This window comes from Acaryochloris marina S15 (assembly GCF_018336915.1).
GTDB lineage: Bacteria > Cyanobacteriota > Cyanobacteriia > Thermosynechococcales > Thermosynechococcaceae > Acaryochloris > Acaryochloris marina_A.
The window spans coordinates 1,930,241-1,955,101 of sequence record NZ_CP064923.1; the positions used below are offsets into that span (position 1 = coordinate 1,930,241).

The following is a 24,861-nucleotide window of genomic DNA, read 5'->3' on the forward strand; positions in this document are numbered from 1 at the left end:
GCTGTCTAGTTTGAGGTTGCTTGCTTCGTCCTTGCTTCTACTGCCACCGGGACGGCAGGCGCGAGAAGAATTTTCTTGCCATGCTGTAAAAGTTGTCTGGATAAGTCTTCAGGCTTGTTCAGGACTAATCTTGGGAAAAGCAGTTACTCAGTCGGTTGACCAGGATGCATTACTTCTCATCCGTTACATAACTGGGGAATTTGTCAGCAAAGTACTTACTGAGCAATGTATTAATGAAGGAGAGCAAGACAGGTGCCAGGAGGAAGGAAAGAAGCCCGCTGACCTTAAATCCAGGCACCAATAAAGCCGCCAACCATAGGCAGAAGCCATTTACAATCAGTGAAAACGCTCCTAAGCTCAAAAAAGTTAAGGGCAGAGACAATAAGGAAATCACTGGCTTAACGACAGCGTTCACAATGCCAATGGCCCCTCCCCCCACGAGTGCGGCTGGAAATGTAGAGAGATCAATCCCCGGAAAAACGATATCAACGACTAGTAAACTGAGGGCTGTGGCCAAAATGGTCAGGGCTGAACCGATCAGCACATTTTTGGAATCATAACGAGCTAGCATAATTTATTTCCTTGTTTTTGAATGAAGGGTATGAACGGGATTTGATTGTCAGCATAGGAGAGCAACTGTTCTTCCCGTATCTACCTTGAGAGTGAACCTATTTTTGGTGGCTCTTCCGCAAGAAATAGTCTGACTACTGAAGTCACTTTCTATCCTTGAGGAATAGAGAGAGGTCGGTCTTTAGGTAGATGCCCGATGGGCGTTCAAAATTGGATACTCGGGATATTGAAAATAGTCCTTACATCCTAAAAATCATGAGTCTTTTAAACGTGGTTCTTGCTATCGTCTTCCCTCCAGTCAGCATTTTTTTGAATGAAGGTATGGGTGGCACCTTATTCATCAATATCTTGCTAACCCTCGTGGGATGGGTTCCTGGTTCAATCCATGCTGTTTGGGTTCTCTCTAAACAAGGGGAGAGAGCCAGGATTTAGCAACAGAATTTTCTGCACAATGCATCTACCGAATGCCTCAGCTAGATTCAACCCCTCCATTGTGGAAAGTGAAGTCTGGCTATTAACGAATCTTTGCCCTATTAGGCATATCAGCGTGGAGCTAAACAATACTATTGAATAGTTTGAATTTACAGTTAAATTTTTGGGTTTATTGGTTTATCTTTTGTGGCATTATCCTAGGCCGATACTTCATTGTCGCAGGTGGTACCCATTGGCTATTACATTTACTCTTGGGCAATCAGCTTTTCGAGTCTTGGTTTGGCAATAAGCAACAAATAAGGAAAGCCATTTCAGAAGATATTAAGCTTTCTACTCTGTCAGCTATTTTCTTTGCACTGAGTGCAGCCTGCTTTATGGGTTGCTACCAGTTGAAACTGACACAAGTCTATACCCATTTAGAAGTTCAAGATTTAGCCTACTTGGTGGCTAGCTATGTGGGAGTGTTGATCCTTCAAGATACATACTTCTACTTTATGCATCGGTTATTTCATCTACCATCCCTGTTCAAGCGATTTCACCAAGGACATCACCAGTCTAAAATCCCTACCCCTTGGACCTCTTTTGCCTTTGATCCTCTAGAAGCAGTCTTTCAAGCGTTGTTCTTGTTTGCGATTACCTTCGTAGTTCCCTTGCATTACGGTGTTCTCCTGGCGCTTTTGACCACAATGACGGTTTGGGCTGTGGGGAATCATCTGGGGTTTCAAATCATTCCAGATTCTCGCCTCAGCCGTTGGTGGGGAGGATGGTGCATTGGTTCAACCCACCATTTGGTTCACCACAACCGATATACACGTCACTATGGTTTGTATTTCACCTTTTGGGATAAACTGCTCGGCACTCAGGATGACCGTTACGAAGAGCAACGATTAGAGTCTAGGCATCCCTAGACTATTCTGTTTGAGGCCAAGTGAACCTGAAGGTTGTCCCTTGATTGGGTTTCGATTCTACTTGAATCCTTCCGCCTTTTGACTTGACGATTTTTTGGACAATTGATAGACCAATGCCAGTATTTTCAGTGGTATCTCGACTATCTAAGACTTGAAAGATTTTAAAGATCTTATCGTGGTAATCTTCGGCAATCCCTGGACCATCATCACTAACCACAAACTCATAGCAATCCCGCTGCTTTGTCCCTGAGACCCGAATATGCCCTTCTGATTGGTGATGATGTTTGATGGCATTGCTCAGCAGGTTGCTAAAGACTTGCTGTAATTGGAGGGTATCCGTTTGCAGAGTGGGCATTGTCCCCACAATCTCAATTTTGAATTCGGTAGGGGGAGCCAACGAATCGATGATCTCGGCGAGCAAGTCTTCGACCCTGATCGTTTCTATAGTGGATTGCCGTCGCCCAATCCGAGAAAACTGCAGCAGCCCATTAATCAACGCTTCCATACGATGAACTCGTTTGCGCAGCAAGTTCATCTGGTAGCGATTTTCTTCATCTAGTTTTTCTTCAAGATCTTCTTCAATCCATTCCGAGAGATTTGCAATTGCCCGCAAAGGGGCTTTCAAGTCGTGAGAAACCACATAGGTAAACTGGTCTAGCTCCTTATTGCGCTCAGCTAAGGTGAGATTTGCTGTAGCTAAAATTCGATTAGTGGCCGCCAATTCATTCCCGCGGCGCAGCATTTGCTTTTCCGTTTGCCGATACAAAGATAAAGCGGCAGCAAATCCCAATAGGCTAATCACCCCAGACACCCCCAATAGGGAATCATTGACAAACCTAGCTTGGTTCAGACGAGTGCGGCGTCTTACTAATAATTCCTGTTCAGTCTCTTTAAAATCTTGAAGGGATTGTCGGACCGCATCCATACGAGCTTTGCCTTGTTCCACTAAAACCCCGAGTCGAGGGGCCTGGGGTGCAAATCGGAAATCGTTTTCGATTTGTTTTAGGGTTTTAGCAAGAATATCGAGTTCTTGTTGGATTAAAAGTTTCAGCCCCGTAACCTGTTGGCGTTGTTCTGGATTGCCCTGAACCTGTTGAAATAATTCCTGCACCGTCGGTTCAATGTCGGGTAATGCCTCTCGATAAGACGTCAGAAATTTTTGGTCTTCGGTGAGGCCATAGCCCCGAATTCCTGTTTCCGCATTGATCAAAACGTTTAAAAGTTGATCGCTGGTCCGCAGGACTTTCTGGGTATGGACGATTTGCTGATAGGTAAATTCTTCATTTTTGCGGGTGCCGATCCAGGCTGCCATGGTAATCAGCAGACAGGTTAAAGGAATGGCTAAAATAACTGTTCCTTGGCGAGTTAGGGACAGATTAGTCCAGTAGTGGAGAATGGATTTTCTCTTGGCTGGGTTCTTGGCTTTAGGCGCTTGCTCAGCTTGTCCCATAGTTTTGCAACGTTAGATCAGTCCTGCTGGAGAATCGTTAATTGACCAAGCCTGAGCGGAGAGCTCTGACGGCAGCTTGGGTGCGGTCATCGGCACATAGTTTATTCAAAATGCTGCGCACGTGGGTTTTGACGGTGCCCACGGAAATATAGAGTTTGTCGGCAATGGCGGCATTACTGCATCCTGCCACAATCAGTTCTAAAACTTCTAATTCGCGATCCGTTAACGGTTCTGTTTCTAAGATGGCTTGGTATTCCGGATCAGTGGCTTTAATTACCGTGGTTTCGGCTTCAACATCTTGAAGATTTTCTTTTGACGCTTTCGCTTGCTGCAAAACGATCCGGGCAATGTTGGGATCAATCCAAGCGTTGCCCTCATGGGTGAGCTGAATAGCGCTGAGTAAGTCCTCGACACTGACTTCCTTAAGGCTGTAGGAATCTGCGCCAGCGGCAAAGGCTGCGAGTACGGCATCTTCACTGGTATTAGCCGTCAGCATCAGCACCTTGGTTTGCAAGGTTTCGTCTGCCTGCTGTACTTGTTTGAGCTGTAGGGTTACTTCAATGCCATCGATGTCGGGTAGGCCAATATCCAAGATGGCGACATCGGGTTTATATTGCTGAATCATCTCCAGTCCCTGGCGACCATTGGCCGCCGATCCGAGTACATCCACTACCCCACTATGCTGAAGCGCCGCCGTCAGTCCCACACGGCTGAGATCATGGTCTTCAATAATAACAACCTGAATTTTAGTCATTAGTTCGCCTTGTTAATGGATGAATAAGAGGAGCTAGAAACGGACTAGGAAGCTGTTAAGGAGAGGTCAGACTGATTGGGACTCTCTTGGGGAATCAAAGGTGATTCGCTGATTGTGGCATTGATTGCTTTGGCTTGATCAACATTGTCAGCAATCGTTTGGCAAATGTCATCGATGGGTAAATCATTGGCATCTTGCCCAAAGGGGTTATCCAGTTCTCGTCCTACTTCTTCCAGGCCCAGCAGGATAAAGCTGACCACTGCCACCATGGGCAATGCCCATCCATGAATGTCAGGCACCCAACGAAAGGGTAAACCGATACAGTAAATCAGAATCAACCGTTTTAAATAAATTCGATAGGCGATGGGAAGGGGGGTGGAACGAATGCGCTCACAGCTACTCATTCCTTCAATCATTTGACTCAAAGATTGATCGAGATTGGAGGCTTGGTTACTATCAATATGACCTTGCTGTAGGGCCTGCTGTAGGTGCATCCCGATCCAAAACGTGATTTGTAAGGGAGGATGTTTGGCATCTGCCAAAATTTGAGCCTGCTCAGGTGTAATCAGGTCTTGCAGTTGTTTATCGATGGGCTCTGATCGCAAGTGCAGTTTTGTGGCTAGGGCAAAAGCGACCAGTAGATTGAGTAAGGCATCCCGATCTGTTGAGGGGGTGGTTTTGGGAGAGGGCCAAAGTAAGGCAACCTGTCGAGCAAAGTTGCGGCTGTTAACCACCAGCATTCCCCAGGCTTTGCGACCATCCCAAAAACGATCGTAGGCAGTGTTGGTGCGAAACACGAGCAGTAAACCCAAGACCAGGTTGTAGACCACGTTGGTGGTGAGGTTACCAATCTCTTTGAGGTAAATGGGGTAGCCCCAATAGTCAAGACTACAGATGGCGAAGGTGAACCCGGCAAAGGCCAGGATTCGAGGCAGGATAATGCCCGCAACGGAGCCGTCGAGTCTGAAGGTGGTAGCTAGCCAATTCGATTGGGTGGGAGTGTCCATAGGTTTCGTTTAGCTGGAAATATCCTGTTGTGCGGCTTGGGTTTCGATAAACAGCCGCATTCGACGGACGTTGCGATAGTTGGCAGTCTGGGATTGGTCTTGGTAAAGGGATGCAGCTTGGTTTAAATCTGCGATCGCACGTTCATATCGCTCCTGCAAATAGTTAACCCACCCTCGCTGCTCTAGAATCTCGGGGTTTTGTCCAGCGGATAAATCCACGGCCTTATTAAAGGCTTGGAGACTATTAATATAATCTTGAGCAATCAAGGCATTGATACCCACCGTTTGCCAGTCCTGAGCCGTTTGTAGCGTCTGAGGTAAAGGCTGATGAACATAGGTGGGTAGGTCAAACTGGCGATGCTGCTCACTCGGTGTCGCAGTTGCGACGGCAGGCAAGACAGTGTTAATCGAAATAACTAAACACAAAGTCGGCAATAATCTCAAAGGCATATATGGGTCGCGTAACTACTGATACAACCTTAGAAAAATTTGCCACTCAATACATCCACTGGAAGATAGGAGTAGGCCTCTCTCTGGAGATAGAGACGGGGAATAATTTTGAACCCTTCTCTGATAGAGATCTCTACCTTAGGGAGGATAGACCAGACAACAAGTTATGGCTGGAGGTAGATGGGATTCTGCTGCAACTTTTGTTGAATGGAAGTATCAAATTTGGCCTTAACTTATGAAAGATAACAATCAGCTCTTGACTCATCCTCAGAAATCTACACCTAAAATGGGGGGCGTTTCCTATCAGGAGGCACTCAAGAAATGGTCAGAACGGCCTACGCAGCTATTATCTTCCTCCCAGTCTCTGTCAAGTTTAGAGTCCGTTGGCCGGACTGATGTGGGGCGTGAGCGCACCCACAACGAAGATTATTTTTCGATTGATCAGCAACATTTTTGCACCCCTGACCTGCCAGATGGCAGCTATCGAGGTCTCTATATCCTTTGTGATGGCATGGGGGGCATGGCTAAAGGGGAAGTGGCGAGTGAACTGGCCACTAAAACCCTACGAAGTTATTTGAATAGCCGCTGGCAGCGTCATTTACCCACTGAAATTGGTTTAGAACTGGCCATGAATACGGCCAATAAAGCAGTGTATGAACGCAACCAGAGAGAGCAACGGGCGGGTTCGGGCCGCATGGGAACCACTGCCGTTGTGGTGATGGTGAATAACTCCCACATTAGATATGTCCATATCGGTGACAGTCGTCTGTATCGATTGACCCGAAAGGGATTGCAGCAATTAACCACCGATCACAACGCCTATCAGCGGGCGTTGCAGCGGGGCTATTCCCTAGAAGAAGCGCAAGCCTATGGGCCGCAACTCACCAAAGCCCTAGGACCTTGGTCGGGAGAATCCCTTCGCCCTCAGTCTCAAACCCTAGCGGTGGAAGAAGATACGGTATTTCTCCTTTGTTCTGATGGCCTCAGCGATCATGATTTATTGGAAAACCATACCCATAGTCATTTAATGGGACTGTTAGATTTCCGTACCGATCTGGCCCATGGCATGGATCAACTGATGGCATTAGCCAACCAGAAAAATGGTCACGACAATATCACTGCAGTTGCTGTGCGGTTGAGACCTCAGCAATCATCGATTTAAACCCCCACCCCTTGGATAGAGAACTTAACAATGAGGGGCGTGCTTGAAAAACCCCGCAAATAGGATTTTCGTTCTGTTCGCCAGGCAAAACCACGAATCTCTACCTTTTTGTAGAGTTACAACCCAGCAGCAGTCCTATAGTCTAAAAGGAACTTCCTATAATTTAGGTCTGTTACAACTGAATTGATAGTACAAGGTGGCTTGAGCCAGAGATGAATGACAAAGCACTCAATATTTTGCTCGTAGAAGATGACGAGGTAGACGTGATGAACGTCAAACGAGCTTTTAAGAAAGGCATGATTTCTAATCCCTTGTATGTCGCCAATAATGGACTCGAAGCCTTGTCCATGCTGCGAGGGAAGGAAGGGGAGAAACCGCCTGTACCCAAGTATCGCCGCCTCATTCTGCTGGATCTCAACATGCCCAAAATGAATGGGTTGGAATTTTTAGAAGTTTTGCGCAGCGATCCGGACCTGAAATCGATTCCAGTGGTGGTACTGACCACCTCGGATGAAGATCGCGATCGCATTGAGGCTTACCACTACAATGTGGCGGGTTATATTCTTAAACCCGTGACTTTTTCCAACTTTGCAGAGGTGATGACCACCCTCAATAAATACTGGACCCTTTGCGAAATGCTGTAGTGAGCGTGATGGACGAGACCCTCAAAATCCTAGTGATTGATGATGATACGGTTGATCGGATGGCTGTTCGCCGGGCCTTGCGCAAGACGGATTTAGAGATTGATTTGTCTGAAGCGGAAGATGGAGAAACGGCTCTGTCCATTCTCAAAACCCATCAGTTTGACTGTATCTTTGTGGATTACTTGTTGCCGGATCAGGATGGTTTAGTCCTAGCCAAGCAACTGCAACAGCTTCAGATAGATGCCCCCTTTGTGGTGTTAACGGGGCAAGGGGATGAGCAAATTGCCGTGGATGTGATGAAAGCTGGAGCCGCCGATTATCTGGCTAAACATCGGATTTCACCGGCCACCTTGGCGCGAACCATTCGTAGTGCCATTCGTCTCCATCGGGCTGAACAAGTCGCCCAAGCCGCAAAGCAAAAATTGCAAATTACCAATGATCAATTACGGCAGCAAAATGATGAACTGGCCCATCAGCGGGCGCAGATTGAATCGCAGAACCAGGAACTGGTTAAAGCCTATCGCCTCAAATCTGAGTTTATCGCTACGATTTCCCATGAGCTGCGAACACCCATGAATGCGATTATGGGGTTCTCTCAATTACTCTTGCGCCAGTACCCGGACCCCTTGAGTGAGCAGCAGTTGGATATGGTGCAGCGGATTTTTGACAACAGCCGCAACCTTTTGACCATGGTCAATGAAGTGTTAGATTTCTCGAAGATTGAAGCGAATCGCCTAGAACTGCATCCAGAACCCTTTCAGCTTGCGGTTCCCATCCTGACGACGGTGCAAGAACTTCAAGCTCTGGCGGTAGAAAAGGCTCTGACTTTAAAAGCAGAGATCCCGGATGTGTTGCAATCCATTCAGCTAACCAATGATCCGGAATGTCTACGGCGGGTGTTGGTGAACCTAATTTCCAATGCCATCAAGTTTACAGAAATGGGAGAAGTGACCCTCCAACTGCAACAGCCCCATCCTGACCAGATCACCATTGCGGTGATTGATACGGGTATTGGCATGACACCTGAGCAGTTAGACACCATCTTTGATCCCTTCTGCCAGGCCGATCAATCCTTAACTCGCCATCATTCTGGAACGGGGCTAGGCCTTGCGATCACTGAATCTCTGGTTAAAGCGATGCAGGGTCAGATTTCAGTCATCAGTCAACCCGGAGTCGGGTCAACCTTTTCCGTTCAATTGCCCCTGCAAGTGCGAGCCTTGCCCAATGCCAAATCGCCTATGATTTAGGGCTGGCGCTTTTTGAGAAATAACTGTTTGCTAATCTTATGCCGTCTCCTTCGCCTGCCTCATTGTCTAACCGCTATATTCTGGCCGTTGATGATCGGCCCGATAATTTGATGCTGCTCAAAATGATGTTGGAGAGCGCTGGCTATCGGATGGAGCTGGCGGATAATGGTCCTGCAGCCCTGGCACAAATCCAAAAAGCCCAACCGGATTTAGTGATTTTGGATGTGATGATGCCGGGGATGAGTGGCTATGAGGTCACCCAGAAAATTCGCAATGATCCTCAGCTCCCCTATATTCCCATTTTGCTGATTTCTGCCCACGAGCGTTCGAGCGTGGTTAAGGGACTCGATGCCGGGGCCGATGACTTTATTCGTAAACCTGTAGAGCTAAATGAACTACAGGCAAGGGTACGATCGCTCCTGCGCCTCAAACAGTCCATTGACCAACAGGAGAACTTTATCTCCTGTCTCACCCATGATTTACGGACGCCGTTAATAGCTTGCGATCGCATGGTGGATTTGGTTCAGCAGGGCGTGTTTGGAGAGATCCCTCCGTCAGTCAAGGAAGCCTTAGCTGGGGTCAGCGGCAGCAACCAAAATCTGCTGCAAATGCTCAACAACTTGCTAGAGGTCTACTGTTACGAAATGGGAGAAAAGACCCTCAGCTTTATCGCCGTTGATGTGCAGGCGCTGGTAACTGAGGTGGTTACAGAACTCAATCCCCTGGCCTTAGAAAAGCAGCTGAAGTTAACCTGCGATTGGCAGACGGAGGTAAGGGAATTGAGTTGCGATCCCATGGAGCTTCGCCGGGTCTTCACCAACCTGATCAGCAACGCTATCAAGTTCACGGATACCGGCTCTGTGACAGTTTCAGGCACGTCTGATCCAAAGACCCTTTTGATTGAGATTCAAGATACGGGAGTTGGTATTGCAGAAGCCGATCAAGCCCAGATCTTCGAGCGCTTCAAACAGACCAAGCACAACCGCTCCGGTCATGGCTTAGGGCTGCATTTGTGCCAGCAAGTGATGCAGGCCCATGACGGGGAATTGTCGGTGCGATCGCAACCTGGCCAAGGCAGTACCTTCACAATTGCCTTACCCCTCCCTTCAACCTAGGGAGAGCCGCTATCTGGAATCTATGCCTATAGGTATAGTTCTGAGTCTATCTAGAGATAGAAGGCTTTCCCAGTCGTCGTTGATACGGTAGTAATAACCCTTTCTGGTTCTTAACAAAGTCTCTAAAACTCACTGCTGATCGATCAGTTCTGATTAAGGCATTCATCGATGAGTTGTCAGTATTGAGACAAGAAAGGATGTCAAATTTATGATCAACAGGAGCTTTTCACATGCCACTGACGACTGATACCCGACAAGCCTATATCGAAAAAGTTAAAGCGCAACTGAATCAATATGATGCCCAGTTAGCAGAAATGAAAGCGAAAGCTGATCAAGTGGCTGCAAGTGCCCAAGTGGAATACCACTCCATGATGGAAGAAGCCCTGGTCAAACGCGATGCCATGCAGGCCCAACTCACCGAACTTCACAGTTCGAGCGAAAGTGCTTGGGAAGAGATTCAGCATGGTTTAGAAAAAGCTGGACATGAATTGCAAAAATCTTTTGAAGCTGCTTTAGCAAATTTTCAGTAGAAGAATTACAGTATCAATTATTAGTCGCTTCTGGATCAATCAGCAGCCCCCATGCAAGCAATATGTAGGTAGACGTCAATCACGATAATGTCCGATATTCTTAAGACTATTGAGTCAAGCTTAAAAGAGCTGCTAGCAAGTGCAGTAAAAATTTTCCCGGCGTTGTTAACGGCTGTCATTGTTCTGTTCCTCACCCGGTACATGGCCCAGTTCGCGCATCGGGTAGCGGGCAAAGCAGGCAAGACTGCCTTTCGCAGTCATTCCATTCAAATTCTTCTAGAAAAATCTGCCTATGTGATGACCTGGGTGATTGGGGTTGTGTTTGCCGGTGTTTTGGCATTTCCTGGCTTAGATTTAGGAGATATTATTGCCACCCTTGGTCTAGGTTCTGTGGCGATTGGTTTTGCTTTTCAAGACATTATCAAGAACTTTTTTGCAGGTATTTTATTACTATTGCAAGAACCCTTCAGTATCAATGACCAAATCATTATTGATACCTTTGAAGGCACCGTCGAGAAAATCAATTTCCGAACGACCCAGATTCGCACCTATCAAGGGGAACGGATTCTGATTCCCAATGCCAACGTGTTTACCAGTGCGGTGCAAGTGCAGACAGCCTATGCCAGTCGGAGAACAGATCTAGGGGTTGGGGTTGATTACAATACTTCTCTGGAAGATACAGCTGACCTTTTACAAAGAACCATAGAACAGTTGGAAGGAGTGCTGCCTTCGCCGACACCTGAAATTGACTTGGTGGGCTTTGGAGACAGTTCTATTGACTTTATCGTTCGCTACTGGACAGAACCTCAACAAGCTCAGGTCAGACGGATTCAAACCAAGGCCATTATTGCGATTAAAAAAGCCTTTGACAAAGCCGATATCAGCATTCCCTATCCGATTCGAACCCTGTATTACTACAACCAAGATCACTATAACGATTACATGCCAACGAACGAGAATAGCAATAACCGTATGTTATCCAAAGTTTAAGGTGCTGCCCTCAAATGCCCTGGGTTTAGTAACCCCTTCACTCCACAAAGGATTGTGGAGTGTTTGCCCTGTACTGAGGTCTCAATCTCAAAGAGCTAAAGCCCTATATTGCCTTGGCTTTGACGTATTGCTGTCATAAAAAGCTTGAAGCATCTGCTCGGCGGAAGATAGAAAAAGTCAGTTTGGATGAAAGACAGCCAACTTATACTGTTGATGCCCCTGCTTTATGAGCACTGGGCTTCCGCGACAAACCTTTTCATTCCCTCCTGCTCTTTTTAAGGGGGCTGAATGTATCTAAGACTCTGTAAACATCAGCATAAACTTTGCAATGGCTGAACAAAAAGTTGGGACTTCAAAACCTATCATCGTGGTTGTGGATGATGATCCTGCGGTTTTACAAGCCGTTGCTCGGGATCTCCGTAAACAGTATGGCGATCGTTTTCGAATTATTCGGGCTGACTCAGGGGGGACCGCTCTAGATGCGGTTCAACAGCTCAAGCTGCGGGGTGATATTGTCGCTCTCTTCTTGGTGGATCAGCGCATGCCCCACATGAGCGGGGTGGAATTTATCAAACAAGCCAGTGAGCTTTTCCCCCTGGCGAAGCGCGCACTCCTGACGGCCTATGCCGATACCAATGCGGCCATTGATTCCATTAACCAGGCTCAGCTAGACTATTACCTCCTCAAACCTTGGGATCCGCCAGAGGAAAAACTTTACCCAGTCTTAGATGATTTGATTCGGGACTGGCTGGCAACCTTTAAGCCAGAATTCAAAGGGGTGAAGGTGATTAGCGATCGCTGGTCTCCCCAGTCCCATGCCCTACGGGATTTTTTAGCACGCAACCAAATCCCCTACCGTTGGCTGGATATTGAGAACAATCCAGAGGCTCAGCAACTGGTCTCTTGTGCTGGAAAAGCAGATTCTCCATGCCTACCCTTAGTGTTACTCCCTAATGGCGAGCAGCTGATCAAACCTGATACGACAAAGCTGGCCCAATCTGTGGGGATGCAAACAGAGGCTGAGAAACCCTTTTACGATTTGGTGATTGTGGGGGGTGGTCCTGCTGGCTTGGCCGCAGCCGTCTATGGAGCATCGGAGGGCTTACATACTGTCATGGTTGAACGGGAAGCGCCAGGAGGACAAGCGGGCACTAGCTCTCGCATCGAAAATTATCTCGGTTTTCCCGTCGGATTGAGCGGGGGCGACTTAGCCCGTCGCGGAGTGACCCAAGCCAAACGCTTTGGAGTAGAAATCCTCACGCCTCAGGAAGTGACGGGGATTCGCATCCAAGATAATTATCGAATCATTGCCCTTGCCGATGGCAGCGAGATTAGCTGCCATGCCCTCATTTTGGCCATGGGGGTTTCTTGGCGGCGACTGACTGTTCCTGGAATTGATCAGTTCACTGGGGCGGGGGTTTATTACGGTGCGGCTCAGACAGAAGCTGCCGCTTGCCAAGATGAGGAAGTTTATATCGTCGGGGGAGCTAACTCAGCAGGGCAGGGAGCCATGTATTTCTCTAAATATGCTCGCAAAGTGCATATTCTGGTGCGGGGGGAGTCCTTAAAGAAGAGTATGTCCCAGTATCTGATCGATCAGATTGCAGACACTGAAAATATTGAGGTATTGCCGTTTCACAGTGTAGTAGAGGCCAAAGGGAATGAGCGCCTAGAGCAGCTTCTGATCAAAGATTCTCAAACGGATGAGGTCAAAACCTTTGATGCCAATTCTCTCTTCATCTTTATTGGTGCAACGCCCAGTACCGATTGGTTAGAGGGAATGGTTCATCGCGATCAGCGGGGCTTTATCTGCACAGGCCCAGATATTCCTCAGGAGACCCCGTGGTCTTTGGAGCGAGATCGGTTTTTACTCGAAACCAATGTGCCAGGAATCTTTGCCGTGGGGGATGTTCGGCATGGTTCGGTGAAGCGGGTTGCCTCTGGCGTGGGAGAAGGGTCCATCTGTGTCCAGTTTGTTCACCGTCATTTGGCCAATGTATAGCTAGGGGTTGCCATGTTGTGTTCACAAGCTTTGTTGCAAATCAAACCCTTTCAGCTGTTGCCGCCGGAGCGGTTGAATTGGATCTGCGATCGCACTCAACACATCCAACTTACGCCAGGTGAAGTTCTCGTGCGTGAGGGTGAGCCTCCCCAGGGCTTTTTTATTCAACTGAGTGGTCAAATCACCATTAGCCGCACGAGCAATGGCGCAAATATGCCTTTGGGCCGTCATGAGAGTCCTTCTTTCTTTGGAGAAATTCAATGCCTGACCGAGGATATCGTCCCGGTCACGTTAACGGCTGATACCAACACCGACTTGTATCGACTCAATTGTCCTGATTTTTTAGAGGTTCTCCATAGCTGTCGTGACTTTGAAAAAGCCATCTTTCGCACAATGGCGAAACGCTTGCGCGGTCTAGAATCTTTTATTCAAAGCCGAGAAAAAATGGCGGCCCTAGGAACGCTATCTGCAGGACTTGCCCATGAGCTTAACAACCCTGCAGCTGCCCTTGTGCGGGTACTCAAGGACGCGAAGCCAGCCATTCTAGAATTACAGCGGATGAATATGGTGTATGGCCAACACCAGGTGAACGATGAACATACTCAGCAGTGGTTAACATTACGAGATCATGGGTTTGATGCCATTGCCAACCCTCAAAACGATCCCCTAGCCTTGAGCGATCGGGAAGATGCGCTGACGGACTGGCTAGAGGACTATGGAGTGGATGAAGCTTGGAAGTTGGCTGAACCTCTAGCAGCAGGCGAAGTAGAGCCTGAAGTGCTTGAGCAACTGATGGACCGCTGGCGCGACAGTGAGACTGAATTACGAGATATGGGGCTGAGGTGGTTAGCCCTCTCCTTTGATGTCATGGGGATGATTGCCAGAGGTTTAGATGGCGCAGAGCGAATCTCGACCCTCGTGCAATCCATGAAATCCTACTCCTATATGGATAGAGCGGCACAGCAGGAGGTAAATATCCACGATGGTATTGAGGATACCCTACGCTTGTTTGCCTTTAAGCTCAAGCATGGCATTAAGGTTGAGCGTCACTACGACCCAAACCTACCTAGAATTATGGCCTTTGGCAGTGAACTGAACCAAGTGTGGACCAATCTCTTGGACAATGCAGTCGATGCTTTAACAGAAAACCCATCGCCTTCTGTTCCCCCCCAAATTACGATTCGGACGTGCCAAAAGAATGGCTGTATCCGAGTTGAGCTTGAAGATAATGGTCCGGGTATCCCGCCCGAGATCAACACCCGCATTTTGGAACCTTTTTTCACCACCAAACCCATGGGTAAAGGGTCGGGTTTAGGGCTGGATGTCGTCCGTCGGATCGTTGAAAATCGTCATGGTGGCAGCCTGATGGTGGAATCTGAGGTAGGGCGTACCTGCTTTGCGATCGCACTGCCACTCCCTCAATAAACCTTTTATGAGTCCTTCACTGCTCAATTTGCCCCAGTGGGATTGCAGGGTCTTCTGATAGGCTTCTCTACGTTGTAGATAGAGCTAGAAGAAAAAGTCTGTAGCGCAAAAGTTATGGACAAACAGGTCAGCAACAACACAATTAGGCAATCCAGATTGAGTATAAGCCCAACAGAAAAGGGTGGACCTAACTTCCGATAAAAGTGGTTTATGCCGACTGGTTTTGGGAATGGGCGATACTGGATTTGAACCAGTGACCTCTTCCGTGTGAAGGAAGCGCGCTACCCCTGTGCTAATCGCCCTTGGGTCAACAAATCTAACATAGTCATTCCTTAAAGAGCAATAGCCAGCAACGATTGCTCCAAAGCATCATTCTCTGGCCTTTGAACTCAATAGAGTTTAAGGGTAAAAATTCTTTGGCTAGTTAAATTAAGGATAGGTAAATTAATTTAAGTTTTTGTTGAAGTGTATTGGATTATACAAAGAGACTGATTAGCCTATAAAGAAGCGGCTTGTGATGGATTTAGCTCATGAATACTGAAATCTCCAAAAAAAAAGGTTTATCGTCGGCATTTACCCAGCGACAAGCCAACATAATGGCAAATTTACAAAATCGGATGGATGTTGCGGCAGCCAACCATGACGATCATTTGCTGGAACTACTCACCCATGAACGGATCCAGCTTGAATCTCATGGGCCTGATATTTCGCCTCCCTCTCATCGGCCACCCAATGTTATGCAGTTTTGGCAACGCATAGCTAAGGGAATAGCCTCTCGAAGACAGCTCAGCTTAGAGCGTCGAATCACTTCTAGGGGTGAGGAATGGTGGCATGTTGCCGATCCTTGCTCTGGTAAAACCTTTAATGCTGAATCCTGGAGTGTCGCTATGCATTGGATTGAGCGGAATCGATTAGGCCACTAATCGCGGTACCAGAGAGCCTAGTGCTGAAAATTTGAGGTTTACCTGACTTGTGTTCTCAGGGCTAGCCTTCTGTATGATCAGAGGGAACAAGCAGCTGGCATCCCCATGAAAGTAGTCGTAACAGGTGCAACCGGATTCGTAGGTCAACGCCTTATTGAACGGTTGAAAGAAGAAGGCCATCAGGTCTTGGCATTGGTCCGGAGTCCCGATAAAGCGGCTAAGCTTTTCCCCTCCCAAACATTCCCTAACGTAGAAATTCACGGCTATGAGCCCCAAGCTTCAGGCGATTGGCAAAAAGTCCTGTCGGGGTGGGACGGGGTGGTTAATCTGGCTGGAGAACCCCTTGTGGGCGATCGCTGGACGACTAGCCGCAAACAAGAAATTATTAACAGCCGTGCGGTGGGCACCCAGAAACTGGTGGAGGCTATTGCCGCTGCGGAGGATAAGCCATCGGTTTTGGTGAACGCGTCTGCCATTGGGTTTTATGGCACCAGTGAAACGGCCACCTTCGATGAATCGAGCGGCTCTGGCGATGATTTCTTAGCGGAGGTTTGTCAATCCTGGGAGAAATCGGCCCATACCGCTACGGATGCCGGCACACGATTAGTGATTTTTCGGATCGGCATTGTTCTAGGGGATGGTGGTGCCTTAGCCAAAATGTTACCTCCGTTTCAGATGTTTGCCGGTGGCCCCATTGGCAGTGGTAAGCAATGGTTCTCTTGGGTGCATTTAGATGACTTGGTCAATTTCATCCTTATGGCCCTCACTGATCCTAGTAAGTCTGGGATTTATAATGCTACCGCTCCCAATCCTGTGCGCATGACTGAGCTGTGTGATTCTCTGGGAAAAGTCCTGAATCGTCCCTCCTGGTTACCCGTCCCGGACGTCGCCCTGGAGCTGCTTTTGGGAGAAGCGGCCCAGCTAGTTCTGGAAGGACAAAACGTACGACCAGAGAAAACTCAGGCCGATGGATTTCAATATAAATATGAGACGATTGACTCGGCCCTTCAACAGATATTGACCTAATGGCGCTTCAACGAATTCTGTTCCTCCACCCCAATTTTCCCGCTCAGTTTCGGCATTTGGCGATGGTGTTAGCCGAAAGTCCAAAGCATCAAGTGGTGTATGGGACGGCTCGGGAGGAGGGGCAGATTCAAGGGGTACAGAAAATTTTGTACAAACCGTCTCGGGAAGTGCGACCCGAAACCCACCATTATGTCCGTCCCCTTGAAAGTGCAGTGTTGGAGGGACAGGCCGTTTATCGGATTGCCCAGCAGCTCAGTGACAAAGGCTTTGTACCGGATGTGGTCTATGCCCATTCCGGTTGGGGACCGGGGTTATTTGTAAAAGATATTTTCCCCAAGGCCAAGTTCTGCTGCTTTTTTGAGTGGTACTACCATGCCCACGGCACCGATGCCGATTTTGACCCTGCAGATCCCCTCGACGCCGATGCGGAGGCTCGGATTCGCATCAAGAATGCACCCATACTTTTGGATTTGGCGAGCTGTGATTATGGCCTCTCTCCCACCCAATGGCAGCGCCACCAATTTCCGCCAGAATTTCACAGCAAGATCAAGGTTTTACATGACGGCATCGACACGGAGTATTTTCAGCCTAAACCGGGTGCCAAGCTGGTTTTACCCGACGTGAATCTGGATTTGTCGGCAGTGGATGAAATCGTTACCTATGTCGCCCGAGGCATGGAGCCCTATCGGGGGTTTCCCCAGTTTATGGAGGCTATTGCCCTGCTGCAGCAAAAGCGGCCCAATTGCCATGTAGTGGTGGTAGGGGCTGACCGAGTGGCCTACGGTAAAAAGCTTCCGAATGGCAAAACCTATAAGCAGCATATGCTGGAAACCTTGTCCCTCGATTTATCGCGACTACATTTTACGGGTCGGTTGCCCTACAACCAGTATTTGCAGGTTTTACAAGCTTCTTCGGTACATGTTTATTTAACCCGGCCCTTTGTGCTGTCTTGGTCCATGCTGGAATCCATGTCCGCTGGCTGCCTACTAGTGGCTTCCGATACGGCTCCGGTCAAAGAGGTGATTAAAGATGGCCAGAATGGCCTGCTCGTGGACTTTTTCTCGCCGCAACAGGTGTGCGATCGCATCCAGGAAGCCCTCAATCACCCAGACGGCATGGCCGAACTCCGGGCCAATGCCCGTCGGACCATTCAGAAAACCTATGACTTGGTGAAGCTCTTACCCCAGCATCTCGACTGGTTAACCCGTTAGGTTTCAGTTCGAAAGCGAAGAGATTTTCGGTAGACATTTGGACTGGAGAGCCTGGTGAGAACTGTCCCTGGCATTGGAACCGCAATCGTGACAATGTCTGGGCAAAAAGCGTGGCAGGCAAACGGGCCAGACTTTTATCCAAGAATAGGGGAACTCTCAGGGAAAACTCATGCCGCTTAGTTTTAATGGGTCTGAGAACATAAGGGTTAGCTCCCTAACTCGAATGGCCCATGCACTCTATCCATCTTATCGACCAGCTGAAATTCTCTTGTTTGGTGACTGGCAGCTGCAAAAAACAGATAAACATGGCATAGTGCCCATGAATGACCATTCATTACAAATCCATCATTGACCACTATGACGTATTTAGAATCCGCAGCAGAGTTTTACAGTCAAGTCGCTGAAACCCCAGACGTGGGCTTATGTTGTGTCCAAAGCACTCCTTTGCAACTGCCGGGCCTGGTGGTGCCTCCGCAAATGCAGGAAATGAACTATGGATGTGGCACAACCGTCCATCCCACTGAATTGTCGGGTGATCCAACGGTTCTCTATGTCGGTGTCGGGGGAGGATTGGAAGCCCTGCAATTTTCCTACTTTTCCCGTCGCCCTGGAGCCGTGGTTGCGGTGGATCCAGTGGATGAAATGCGTAAAGCGGCTGCTCGGAACCTAGAGATTGCTGCTAAAGATAATGAGTGGTTTGACCCCAGCTTTGTCACGATTAAAGAAGGGGATGCCTTTGCCCTGCCCGTCCCAGATAACTCCGTAGATTTGGTGGCTCAGAATTGTCTGTTCAATATCTTTGAGCCCGAAGATCTATCCCGTGCCCTCCAGGAAACCTATCGAGTCCTGAAGCCCGGTGGCCGCTTAGTGATGAGTGACCCCATTTCCACTCGCCCTATTCCAGAGCATCTGCAGCGAGATGATCGGCTGCGGGCCATGTGCTTGTCCGGTGCCTTAACTTATGAACAGTACGTTCAGCGAATTATCCATGCTGGATTTGGACAAGTTGAGATCCGAGCCCGTCGCCCCTACCGCTTACTCGATCAAGCCAACTACAAGCTAGACCAGCATTTACTCCTAGAGAGCCTAGATTCCGTTTCCTTTAAAATCGATATTGCCGATGATGGAGCTTGTGTCTTCACAGGCAAGATGGCGGTTTATACAGGACCCGATGAGTATTTCGATGATCAAGCCGGTCACATTTTGAGTTTAGGGATCCCCCTAGCCGTTTGCGATAAAACAGCAGCTAAATTGGCAAAAGCTCATCCCCAAGCAATTAAGGTCACTGAGTCTACTTGGTATTACGACGGTGGAGGATGTTGCTAAGCTAAGCCGTTTGTTGTTGTGGATCGAGCTGATATGACTGTTTCAACTACCCCCTCTCTCACTCCGTTTACCCAGAAGTTAGCTGCTCCCCTCAGCAAGCAGCCCATTACGGTGCTGCAAATCAATTTGGGGCGGCGGTGCAACTTAGCCTGTAGCCATTGCCATGTGGAGGCCAGTCCGAAACGGACAGAGGAGTTATCCCCAGACGTCTGTGATCAGTTGGTTGAACTGATTCATCAATTCCCTCAGATTGAAACCGTGGATCTAACGGGGGGTGCCCCGGAGATGAATTACGGCTTTCGTCCCCTAGTAGAGGCAGCTCGCTCCCACAACAAGGAAGTCATCGTTCGTTCGAATTTAACCATTTACTTTGAACCGGGTTTTGAAGATTTACCCGAATATTTTGCCCAGCATCAACTGCGAGTGGTGGCCTCCCTGCCCTGTTATCTGGAGCAAAATGTAGACAAAATGCGGGGTGATGGCGTCTTTGACAGCTCAATCAAAGCGCTGCAGCGGTTGAATCAGTTGGGCTATGGCTCGGATCCGAATCTATTGTTGGACCTGGTGTATAACCCCCAGGTGCCCACCACCCTGGACTTTGCCCTAGCCCCGGATCAGCAGCCCTTAGAACAGGCCTATAAACAGCACTTAGGGGAGCAGTTCGGAATTACCTTTAATCATCTATTTGCGATTACCAATCTACCCATCGGTCGCACCAAGTTTCATTTGCAACATCGTCAGCTTCATCAGCCCTATCTTCAGTTTTTGGAAGGCCATTTTAATGACTCGACGATAGAGCATTTAATGTGTCGCAATGAGCTATCCGTCGATTATCTGGGCAATATCTATGACTGCGATTTCAATCAAATGGAGGAGATTCCAGCTACCACCCCTAAGGGGGAGCGGTTAACGGTGAAAAAGCTGTTGGACGCTGGCAGTCTCGATTTAATTGAAGACGTAAAAACAGCGCCCTATTGCTATGGCTGCACTGCGGGGAGTGGTTCGAGCTGCGGCGGTTCTTTGTTATGACATCACACACATTTTTTAAAGGTAAATCTATGAATGTTCGTCACTGGAAAAAAATCCAACCTGTTTTATTAGCAGCTTTAGCCTTTTTGGTGATTACGGCATCTCCTGCTTGGGCCGCAGATGGGGGTGGTTTCAATCCCCAGCAACTGCTTCGGGATGCCCTGTTATGGGTGAAAGAATTAGGTCCTGTCGGTGCGATCGCATTTATTGGGATTTACATTGTTTCCACCGTTGCCTTTTTGCCGGGGTCCATTTTGACCCTAGGCGCAGGGGTTGTCTTTGGAGTGGTTCAAGGATCTTTTTTAGTCTTTATTGGGGCCACTATTGGGGCTACTCTCGCTTTTCTGGTGGGGCGATATGCCGCTCGGGGCTGGATCTCTAAAAAAATTGAAGGCAATGATAAATTTGCAGCGATTGATAAAGCGGTCGGTAAAGAAGGGTTCAAGATTGTTCTACTGACCCGGCTATCCCCCATTTTTCCCTTTAACTTACTCAACTATGGCATGGGGGTTACGGGAGTTTCTTTAAGAGATTACTTTTTCGGTTCCGTGGGCATGATTCCCGGCACCATTATGTATGTCTATCTCGGATCTCTAGCGGGGAATATCGCCACAATCGGCACAGGAGATCAACCCTCTAACCCCACCATTACTTGGGCCATCCGCATTATCGGTTTTCTTGCCACGGTTTTAGTGACGGTCTATGTGACTAAAGTTGCCCGAAAAGCGCTGGCAGAAGCCGTTCCTGAAACCGGCTCTGTGGTAGAGCAAGAATTAAGCTAATGCTGCAAGAAGGACTACGCCAACGGCAAGTGAAAGGTCGCAGACGATTACTAGCAGGGGTGGTAGGGGTGTTGTTGCTTCCCCTAGTCATTCGGTATGGTCCCTTGCTGTTTGACCAGATGCATTTAGTGGAGGTTGTGCAATCCCATGGTTTATGGGGCTACATCATCTTTCTTCTGCTACATATCGTCGCCACGATGCTGGGTGTCCCTGGTGTTATTCTCACGATTGTGGGCGGTATCTTGTTTGGCCTGCTATGGGGAAGTGTCTTATCCCTAGTCGGAGCTACCTTGGGAGCTCTGGGAGCCTTCTGGATGGCTCGCTATCTCTTCTTAGATTGGGCACAGAAACGCGTGCGCGATCGCAAGCTCCTCTGCTCCTTCAATCAGGCGGTCCTCCAGCATCCGTTTAGCTTTGTTCTGATCGTCCGCTTTGCCCCGATCTCACCCTTTAATTTGGTGAATTTCCTGTTTGGTATGACTACCATTCACTGGTTTCCTTACAGCTTGGGAACGCTTATTGGCATTATCCCCGGTGTGATTGCCTATACCTGGATCGGCGTCGCTGGTAATGAGGCGATGCATGGCAAAGGCCCTTGGCCCTTAGTGATTGCCTGTACCTGCCTAGCGATATTGTCGGCAATGCCTTTGCTACTCCGCCAGAAGCGATCGTTTAATTGAAGGGCTTCGACATCCGCCTAATTTTTCTCACAAGATAGCTGTCAGTAACTTGAGTTCGAGATCAGTAAAGGATTAAGTAGCTTTCCTCATCCAAAGGCATAAGCTAGAGCCTAAAATCTTGAAGCTGACCGAAATTCATCAGGATTCTGACCCACCAGTCGTCTAAAGAACTTAATAAAATTGGTCGTCTCCTCAAATCCCAACGAAGCTCCCACCTCTTTCACCGTCGTTTGACCAAACAGTAAGCGTCGCTGGGCCTCAACAGCCACCCGTTCGTCCGTAATCGCCTTAGGTGATTTGCCAGCCGCTGTCCTACAGATGCGAGACAGCGTTTTAGCCGAGCAATTCATCCGTGCCGCGTACCATTTCATATTGCGACAGGACTCATAGGATTGCTCCAGCAACTCAACAAACTCTAGAAATCGCGGATCTATTGTTTTTGCCGAGTGATGTTTGTCTGATTCCACTGCCGCCTGGGATGCAAAAGCAATGACAGACCACAATAGATATTGCGCAGCGGGCCGCAGTTGGCTGTCCATTGTTTGATGAGTTTCCAATACTTCAATGTGTTGTTGGAGCATCTGGGCTTGCTTCAATTCAAGAGATGTAATGGATGGCCAAACATGCTGAATGGTAGACCAAGATAAGGGACTGGAAATATTGGTGGATAGTCCTAATAAATGGGTCGGCAAGGCAGCAGGCACAAACACGACCATAAAGGCATCTAATTCTGGGGCATGACCAAAATAGTGTACCTGATTGGCACAAACATGAATTAATGTCCCTGCCTTGACGGGATATTCAATAAAATCAATGCCGTGGGTGCCCTGGCCCTGGGTAAACAAAATTAAAGCATGGAAGTGAAGGCGGTGCGGTTGCCAAGGATCGTGATCCTCTGGCAGCTCTCGGTTGTATAAATTCTGCAAGCGCAGTACTTCAAAGTGACTGTTGACCGCAGGCGACCATTGCACATTCGCCAGGGACAGTGTGTCCATTTTTGACCCCAAATATTAGCAGATTTGACTCTTTCTTATACTGGCTCGGTTATTTATGATGGTAACTAAATCAAGCCCACGCCAGTCTCAGGTTTATCCATTAGAGCATTGACCTGGAATCGCTAACACCTAAAGAAAAGGGTATTGCCTTCCTAAACAGTTTAGATTCTGGAGATCAAGCACCTATTCCTTGCATTAATCCCAATCAATATATTCAGGACCAATAAAAACGGCAAGTTTGGATTCGGTAATGATGTTTTGAGGGCTAGTGATAGCCAACAGATGAGAGGACATCTACCGACCATTCTTGTCGCCAGAATGGGCCCTGATTTCATAACTCTGCAAAGTTCCAAAACGCCCGCTTTATCAAAGCATGATGTTGACTCGCCAACACCATAATCGTGTGCCTGAGATAACGACTGCTTCTTAGAACTGTTAATTCGTAAACCAAAAATATGATCCTTAACCCAAAACATCGCCGTCAGATGCGGCAGGTCACTGTCCAAAAAATTGATCAAGTTACGCCTCGAGTGCGACGGATCGTGCTGGGTGGTGAACCCCTAGTCGGTTTTAACACCCCTCGTCCGGGGGCACATATTAAGCTGCTGTTTGGCGTTGATCCAAATGAACCCGTTGACCCCAAGAAAATGCGCTCCCAGATGCGGACCTATACCCCCCGGCACTTTAATTCCGAGACTCATGAACTGACGGTGGAATTTGTGCTTCATGGCAGCGGCTTGGCCTCGACTTGGGCAGCCCAGGCCCAGGTGGGTGAGACCATCACTGTGGCTGGACCAGGAGGAGGAATGGATATTCCAGATGTCGCAGTAATGGTCATGTTGGTGGATGAGTCTGCTATGCCTGCTGCAGGTATCCTGTTGGAATCACTTCCGGCCAACTGTAGCCCCATCGTCATTTGCGAAGTCGAAGATGTTCATGAACAGCGATCCCTCAGTTCCAAAATTGGGGTTCAGCCAACCTGGCTATTTCGCAAAGAGCAATCTGCAGAGCCAGGCCTACTCCTGGAAAAGTATCTACCGAATGTGTTGATGGGTATAGAAGACTTGGATGATGTCTTTTGGTGGATTGCTTGTGAAGCGAATGCGATGCGCCGGATGCGCTCACACCTATTGAATCAACAGGGCGTTAGTAAAGATAGACTTGTTTCCCGAGGATATTGGAAATTAGATACAAGCAATCACCCAGACCATGATTATGGTGAATCTTAGATACAAAAAGTGCTACCAAACGGCTCAAGCGTGAGCATTGTTTCCGAAGGATTTTAAGAGAAGGAAGAGCGATGACAAAAATTGCGATCACAGCAGCCAGTGGAAAACTAGGTGGCGAAATTGTTAAAGCTACGGGCTTAGTGATGGGTCAGGAGAACGTTGTGGGTCTGGCACGGACACCCGCTAGGGCAGCTCATCTAGGCGTAGAGGTTCGCAAGGGCGATTACAATAATCTAGCGGAGTTAGAATCCTCGCTGCTGGGGATAGATAAGTTACTGCTAGTCTCCGGTATGGATGCCCCTGATAAACGCATTGGCCAACATCGTAATGTCATTGCAGCGGCTAAAGCAGCAGGTGTTACCAAAATTGTTTACACCAGTGTTCAGGGTGCTGATGAAGGCACAACCTTTAGTCCGGTTATTCAAAGTAATCGCAAAACTGAACAAGATGTTCGCAATAGTGGTTTGCAATGGGTCATTGGCCGCAATGGCATTTACATTGAGCCTGATGTGGACTACATCGAGACCTATCAACAAGCCGGGGAGATTACGAACTGCGCTGGAGAGGGTAAGTGTGGTTATACCACTCGCTCAGAGTTGGCCTATGCCTATACCCGCATGTTGACTGAGGACAAGTACAATGGCGAAATCTATAATTTGCATGGTGAAGCCATTACCCAATCTGAACTAGCTGGGTATTTAAATTGGGCCTTCGGTACTCAACTGAACTACCGTGCCATGACTATAGAGGACTATCGATGCGATCGCATGGCTGAATTAGGTGAGTTTATGGGGACTGTGATTGCAGGAATTTATGAAGGGATTCATGACGGTAAGGCTGATAACCCCAGTGATTTCTCAGCAGTTGCAGGTAGAAAACACCAAAGTTGGAGAGATTATTTTATGGGCTTAAAGCAAATGTCTTAAATCTGGAATCATTCAAGGGCTCGTTGTTTTGCCAGGTCCAAGAGTAGG

Annotated in this window: 25 protein-coding genes and 1 tRNA gene; 19 read left to right on the forward strand and 7 right to left on the reverse strand. The window is 48.2% G+C overall.

The annotated features are described in order from the left end of the window. Positions 1–169 precede the first annotated feature (169 nt). Positions 170–571 carry a phage holin family protein gene (locus tag I1H34_RS09540; RefSeq protein WP_212665404.1) on the reverse strand — a complete coding sequence of 134 codons (402 nt, stop codon included), beginning with the start codon at positions 569–571 and terminating at the stop codon, positions 170–172. A 254-nt stretch (positions 572–825) separates the two neighbouring features. On the opposite strand from I1H34_RS09540, the gene I1H34_RS09545 reads away from it, so the two are divergent. After that, positions 826–1,002, forward strand: coding sequence for a YqaE/Pmp3 family membrane protein (locus I1H34_RS09545; protein ID WP_212665405.1), 177 nt, complete (start codon positions 826–828; stop codon positions 1,000–1,002). A 134-nt stretch (positions 1,003–1,136) separates the two neighbouring features. Beyond that, positions 1,137–1,910, forward strand: coding sequence for a sterol desaturase family protein (locus I1H34_RS09550; protein ID WP_249369955.1), 774 nt, complete (start codon positions 1,137–1,139; stop codon positions 1,908–1,910). 1 nt (position 1,911) lies between these two features. Here the strand turns inward: I1H34_RS09550 and I1H34_RS09555 are convergent, their stop codons facing one another. Genes I1H34_RS09555 through I1H34_RS09570 form a run of 4 tightly spaced genes read right to left on the reverse strand, consistent with a single transcriptional unit; the run spans position 1,912 to position 5,571 of the window. Beyond that, on the reverse strand, positions 1,912–3,360 hold the full coding sequence (locus I1H34_RS09555) for a sensor histidine kinase (protein WP_212665406.1): 1,449 nt from the start codon (positions 3,358–3,360) through the stop codon (positions 1,912–1,914). A 37-nt stretch (positions 3,361–3,397) separates the two neighbouring features. Then, positions 3,398–4,114, reverse strand: coding sequence for a response regulator transcription factor (locus I1H34_RS09560; RefSeq protein ID WP_212665407.1), 717 nt, complete (start codon positions 4,112–4,114; stop codon positions 3,398–3,400). 44 nt (positions 4,115–4,158) lie between these two features. Beyond that, the gene (locus tag I1H34_RS09565; RefSeq protein ID WP_249369957.1) at positions 4,159–5,121 is read right to left on the reverse strand and encodes a bestrophin family protein; all 963 of its coding nucleotides are present in this window, start codon (positions 5,119–5,121) and stop codon (positions 4,159–4,161) included. A gap of 9 nt (positions 5,122–5,130) precedes the next feature. After that, entirely contained in the window at positions 5,131–5,571 is a 441-nt protein-coding gene (locus I1H34_RS09570; RefSeq protein WP_212665408.1) for a tetratricopeptide repeat protein, read from the reverse strand. Between the two features lie 235 nt (positions 5,572–5,806). On the opposite strand from I1H34_RS09570, the gene I1H34_RS09575 reads away from it, so the two are divergent. The 8 genes from I1H34_RS09575 to I1H34_RS32745 all read left to right on the forward strand — a co-directional run bounded on the left by I1H34_RS09575 (position 5,807) and on the right by I1H34_RS32745 (position 14,686). Beyond that, a complete protein-coding gene (locus I1H34_RS09575; RefSeq protein ID WP_212665409.1) occupies positions 5,807–6,733 on the forward strand; it encodes a protein phosphatase 2C domain-containing protein in 927 nt (308 codons plus the stop codon). 212 nt (positions 6,734–6,945) lie between these two features. Further along, positions 6,946–7,377: a response regulator gene (locus I1H34_RS09580; RefSeq protein ID WP_212665410.1), complete on the forward strand. Its 432-nt coding sequence runs from the start codon at positions 6,946–6,948 to the stop codon at positions 7,375–7,377. Between the two features lie 8 nt (positions 7,378–7,385). Further along, positions 7,386–8,624, forward strand: a complete 1,239-nt coding sequence (locus I1H34_RS09585; protein ID WP_212666212.1) for a hybrid sensor histidine kinase/response regulator — start codon at positions 7,386–7,388, stop codon at positions 8,622–8,624. A 38-nt stretch (positions 8,625–8,662) separates the two neighbouring features. Continuing rightward, a complete protein-coding gene (locus tag I1H34_RS09590) occupies positions 8,663–9,739 on the forward strand; it encodes a sensor histidine kinase (RefSeq protein ID WP_212665411.1) in 1,077 nt (358 codons plus the stop codon). Positions 9,740–9,969: 230 nt separating this feature from the next. Next, positions 9,970–10,269 (forward strand): sll1863 family stress response protein, encoded by a 300-nt coding sequence (locus I1H34_RS09595; protein WP_212665412.1) that lies wholly within the window; start codon positions 9,970–9,972, stop codon positions 10,267–10,269. Between the two features lie 87 nt (positions 10,270–10,356). Next, the gene (locus I1H34_RS09600; protein ID WP_212665413.1) at positions 10,357–11,259 is read left to right on the forward strand and encodes a mechanosensitive ion channel family protein; all 903 of its coding nucleotides are present in this window, start codon (positions 10,357–10,359) and stop codon (positions 11,257–11,259) included. 328 nt (positions 11,260–11,587) lie between these two features. Continuing rightward, entirely contained in the window at positions 11,588–13,261 is a 1,674-nt protein-coding gene (locus I1H34_RS09605) for an FAD-dependent oxidoreductase (RefSeq protein WP_212665414.1), read from the forward strand. Between the two features lie 12 nt (positions 13,262–13,273). Then, positions 13,274–14,686 (forward strand): ATP-binding protein, encoded by a 1,413-nt coding sequence (locus I1H34_RS32745; protein WP_212665415.1) that lies wholly within the window; start codon positions 13,274–13,276, stop codon positions 14,684–14,686. Positions 14,687–14,916: 230 nt separating this feature from the next. On the opposite strand, the gene I1H34_RS09615 is transcribed toward I1H34_RS32745, so the two are convergent. Further along, a tRNA-Val gene (locus I1H34_RS09615) sits at positions 14,917–14,988 on the reverse strand. 228 nt (positions 14,989–15,216) lie between these two features. Here I1H34_RS09615 and I1H34_RS09620 point away from each other — a divergent pair. The 7 genes from I1H34_RS09620 (at position 15,217) to I1H34_RS09650 (ending at position 21,663) form a co-directional block, all read left to right on the forward strand. Then, positions 15,217–15,609 (forward strand): hypothetical protein, encoded by a 393-nt coding sequence (locus I1H34_RS09620; RefSeq protein ID WP_212665416.1) that lies wholly within the window; start codon positions 15,217–15,219, stop codon positions 15,607–15,609. Between the two features lie 105 nt (positions 15,610–15,714). After that, a complete protein-coding gene (thyD, locus tag I1H34_RS09625; RefSeq protein WP_212665417.1) occupies positions 15,715–16,635 on the forward strand; it encodes a thylakoid membrane protein ThyD in 921 nt (306 codons plus the stop codon). Beyond that, a complete protein-coding gene (locus I1H34_RS09630; protein ID WP_212665418.1) occupies positions 16,635–17,846 on the forward strand; it encodes a glycosyltransferase family 4 protein in 1,212 nt (403 codons plus the stop codon). The genes thyD and I1H34_RS09630 overlap by 1 nt, the downstream gene beginning before the upstream one ends. Before the next feature lie 357 nt (positions 17,847–18,203). Further along, a complete protein-coding gene (gene arsM, locus I1H34_RS09635; RefSeq protein WP_212665419.1) occupies positions 18,204–19,172 on the forward strand; it encodes an arsenosugar biosynthesis arsenite methyltransferase ArsM in 969 nt (322 codons plus the stop codon). A 33-nt stretch (positions 19,173–19,205) separates the two neighbouring features. Next, positions 19,206–20,201, forward strand: a complete 996-nt coding sequence (gene arsS / locus I1H34_RS09640; protein ID WP_212665420.1) for an arsenosugar biosynthesis radical SAM (seleno)protein ArsS — start codon at positions 19,206–19,208, stop codon at positions 20,199–20,201. A gap of 29 nt (positions 20,202–20,230) precedes the next feature. Further along, complete coding sequence (locus I1H34_RS09645; RefSeq protein WP_249369959.1) at positions 20,231–20,983, forward strand: TVP38/TMEM64 family protein; 753 nt, start codon at positions 20,231–20,233, stop codon at positions 20,981–20,983. Next, complete coding sequence (locus I1H34_RS09650) at positions 20,983–21,663, forward strand: TVP38/TMEM64 family protein (protein ID WP_212665421.1); 681 nt, start codon at positions 20,983–20,985, stop codon at positions 21,661–21,663. The genes I1H34_RS09645 and I1H34_RS09650 overlap by 1 nt, the downstream gene beginning before the upstream one ends. A gap of 110 nt (positions 21,664–21,773) precedes the next feature. Here the strand turns inward: I1H34_RS09650 and I1H34_RS09655 are convergent, their stop codons facing one another. Continuing rightward, positions 21,774–22,658 carry an AraC family transcriptional regulator gene (locus I1H34_RS09655; RefSeq protein WP_212665422.1) on the reverse strand — a complete coding sequence of 295 codons (885 nt, stop codon included), beginning with the start codon at positions 22,656–22,658 and terminating at the stop codon, positions 21,774–21,776. A 455-nt stretch (positions 22,659–23,113) separates the two neighbouring features. Here I1H34_RS09655 and I1H34_RS09660 point away from each other — a divergent pair, with 455 nt between their 5' ends. Continuing rightward, positions 23,114–23,887 carry a siderophore-interacting protein gene (locus I1H34_RS09660; RefSeq protein ID WP_212665423.1) on the forward strand — a complete coding sequence of 258 codons (774 nt, stop codon included), beginning with the start codon at positions 23,114–23,116 and terminating at the stop codon, positions 23,885–23,887. Between the two features lie 71 nt (positions 23,888–23,958). After that, positions 23,959–24,813, forward strand: a complete 855-nt coding sequence (locus I1H34_RS09665) for an SDR family oxidoreductase (protein WP_212665424.1) — start codon at positions 23,959–23,961, stop codon at positions 24,811–24,813. Positions 24,814–24,861: the final 48 nt, after the last annotated feature.